This window comes from Delftia sp. ZNC0008, assembly GCF_000799035.1.
Taxonomy (GTDB): Bacteria; Pseudomonadota; Gammaproteobacteria; order Burkholderiales; family Burkholderiaceae_C; genus Comamonas; species Comamonas tsuruhatensis.
In genome coordinates this window covers 1-3025 of sequence record NZ_JTKZ01000588.1, presented here as the reverse complement: position 1 = coordinate 3025, position 3025 = coordinate 1, and the positions used below count along the sequence as shown (strand labels likewise).

Sequence of the window (3025 nt, the reverse complement as noted above, 5' to 3'; positions counted from 1 at the left end):
CCGCGTCAGGCTGGCGCGGTGGTCCAAGGGCCGCACGCCGGCCGCGCCGTCCACCTGCGTCAGGCGCTGTGAGAGTTCAGGCCCCAGATAGCGGTCCAGCGCCGCGCCCGACAGCAGCAGGCGCAACTGGCGCACGGTCTGCCCGGCCGCATAGCGGCGCTCGCCCTGGCTGCCGCGAAAGGCTGCCAGCGTGGTCTGCCCCGCGCCGAAGCGCAGTGCCGCACCCGTACGCGCCACAAAGCCCGATTGCCCGGCCAGCCCCAGCGTGATGACCAGGGTGCGGCCCTGGTCCGAGGCATCGGCCTGCACGCTGTCCTCCACCAGGTCGTGCAGCGGGCAGTAGTGCGAGCGCGCCAGCACGATGCCGTCGCCCAGCGTGAAGCGCTCCGCATGGCAGTCGCCCAGCTCGGCGGGCAGGGCATGCCGCGTCCAGCCCGGCGCACAGGGCTGGGGCAAGGCAAGCGAGGAAGGGATGCGGGAGGTCATGGGAGAGGAATGGATGCGCGCTTCGCATAGGAAATGCTCCGGCGCGCATACGTTTTCAAATGATAGCGATTCTCATCTTCCCTAGCATCGGTCTCCAACGAGATTCCCTTTTGGAGAGGACGAGAAAACCATGGCATTCCCCCTTCGCTGGCCGGCCGCGCTGGCCCTGGCCCCCTTCACGGTGGCGGCCCAGGGCCAGGCGCCCGAAGCCACCCTGCCCGAGATCACGGTCACGGTGAACAAGCAGGCCGAGAGCCTGGACGCCGTGCCCGCCAGCGTCTCCGTTTTCGACGGCGCGGCGCTGGAGGCGGCTGGCGTGCGCGGGCTGGACGCGCTGTCCGCCCAGGTGCCGGGCTTTGTGTTCCAGGCCTTCGGCCAGTCAGGCGTGCAGCCGCCCGTGATGCGGGGGCTGACGGCCAACTTCGTGTCGTTCTCCTCGTCCACGCTGCTGCTGGTCGATGGCGTGCCCACGCTGATGGCCCAGGGCTTCGAGCACAACCTGCAGGGCGTGGACCGCGTGGAAGTGCTGCGCGGCCCGCAATCGACGCTGTACGGCCGCAATGCCGAAGCGGGCGTGGTCAGCATCGTCACGCGCCAGCCCGGCGACACGCCCTATGCATCGATCAGCGCCGAGGCCGGCAACCACGGCCAGCGCGCGGGCAGCTTCGAGCTGGGCCGCGCGCTGGTGCCGGGCCAGCTCTATATCGGCCTGTCGGGCGAGTGGCGCGCGCAGGACGGTTTCATACGCCAGCAGGCGACGGGAGCGCGCGTGGACGACCGCGAGCGCGCCAGCGGCCGCCTGGCCCTGCGCTGGACGCCCACGGCCGAGACCGAGGCCACGCTGCGCTACGCCCAGCAGCGCTGGGACGACGGCGCCGCGCAATGGGGCAGCATTGCCGCGCCGCGCGCCACGGTGAACTCGGGCACGGACAGCTGGAACCGCTCGCGCGGGCAGACGCTGTCGCTCGATGTCTCGCACCGCTTTGCCTCGGGCCTGCGGCTGCGCTCCATCACCGCGCGCAATGTCTTCGACGACCGCGTGCTGCAGGACACGGACTTCCAGCGCGCCGACCTGCTCCATGTGCGGCGCGACTACCGCCTGGCCACGACCTCGCAGGAACTGCGCCTGGAGGGCGAGGCCGCAGGCCTGTGGAACGCGCGCTGGCTGGCCGGCCTGTACCTGGACCGCGACGACCATGACCTGCGCTACGAGCAAAAGCTGCCCGCCGCGCTGATGCGGCCCACGGCCGGACTCAAGGGCAGCACGGCGGCGCTGTTCACGCACTGGACCGTCCCGCTGTCCGAGCGCTGGACGCTGGCGGCCGGCGCGCGCGTGGAGCGCAACCGCGTGGAACTGGCCCCCGTGGGCGCGGCGGCGCGCAGCGACGACTGGTCGCGCTTGAGCCCCAAGCTCTCGCTGCAATACCAGTGGTCGCCCCAGGGCCAGGTCTACACCAGCCTCAGCGAGGGCTACCGCGCGGGCGGCTTCAACGTGTTCTCTCCGGCCATGGGCTATGCGGCCTACGAGCCAGAGACCGTGCGCGCCTGGGAGATCGGCACCAAGGGCCGGCTGCTGGGGCAGCGCCTGCGCTATGCGGCCTCGGTCTACACCCAGCAGGTGCGCGACATGCAGGTGCAGCAGATGGGCCTGCCGGGCGTGGTCTACATCACCAATGCGGCGCGGGCGCGCTCCACGGGTGCGGACTTCGAGCTGGACTATGTGTTCGGCGGCGGCTGGCAACTGCAGACCGCCCTGGGCCTGAACCGCACGCGCTTCGGCACGTTCCGCGACGGCGGCGCCGTCTACGACGGCCACCGCAACCCGTTTGCGCCCGACATGACGGCCCATGTGGCGCTGCGCTACGACGCGCCCGGCCGCTGGTGGGCGCAGGCCGCCGTGCAGGGCACGGGCAAGGTCTACCTGGACGCCGCCAACGCCTACCGCCGCCCCGGCTACGGGCTGCTCAACCTGTCGGCCGGCTATGCCCAGGGGTCCTGGGAAATCGCCGCCTACCTGCGCAACGCCGCCAACCGCCGCTACGACGCCGTGGGCTACCTCAACGGCCAGGTCGTGGTCTACAGCCCGCCGCGCGAGTTCGGCGTGCGGCTGACCTGGCGCATGTGACTCCCTTTCGTGAAAAGGACCTTCCGATGAATACACCCCGCTGTGAATCCCCTACCCACGCCCCCTCCCACGCCCTGCAGCCGCTGTGGGACCTGGCCGCCGCCCAGGTCCAGGCCGAGGCCCTGGTGCTGGCGCTCGAATCGGGGGCACTGGACCGGCTGGCCACGCCACAGACGCCGGCCGAGCTGGCCCAGGCCCAGGGCTGGAACGAGGCCAATACCTCCCATTGGCTGGAATTGCTGTGGAGCATGCGCCTGCTGCGGCGCGGCCAGCACGCGCCCGTGAGCTACCTGCTGGCCACCGATGCGCTGCGCTACCTGCACAGCGCATCGCCCGAGTCCTGCGGCGCGGCCTGGCTGTTCCGCCTGCGCTCGCTGCGCCACTCCGCCACGCTGCTGCGCGGCCTGGACGCGG

The 3025-nt window shown here is 71.5% G+C and carries 1 protein-coding gene and 2 pseudogenes; 2 read left to right on the top strand and 1 reads right to left on the bottom strand.

The genetic code is table 11. The annotated features are described in order from the left end of the window. Positions 1-486, bottom strand: a pseudogene (locus L995_RS19490) (AraC family transcriptional regulator); the annotation flags it as partial. 130 nt (positions 487-616) lie between these two features. Here L995_RS19490 and L995_RS19485 point away from each other — a divergent pair. Continuing rightward, positions 617-2611: a TonB-dependent receptor gene (locus tag L995_RS19485; protein ID WP_047473078.1), complete on the top strand. Its 1995-nt coding sequence runs from the start codon at positions 617-619 to the stop codon at positions 2609-2611. A 26-nt stretch (positions 2612-2637) separates the two neighbouring features. Then, positions 2638-3025 (top strand): annotated as a pseudogene (locus tag L995_RS19480) (SAM-dependent methyltransferase); the annotation flags it as partial.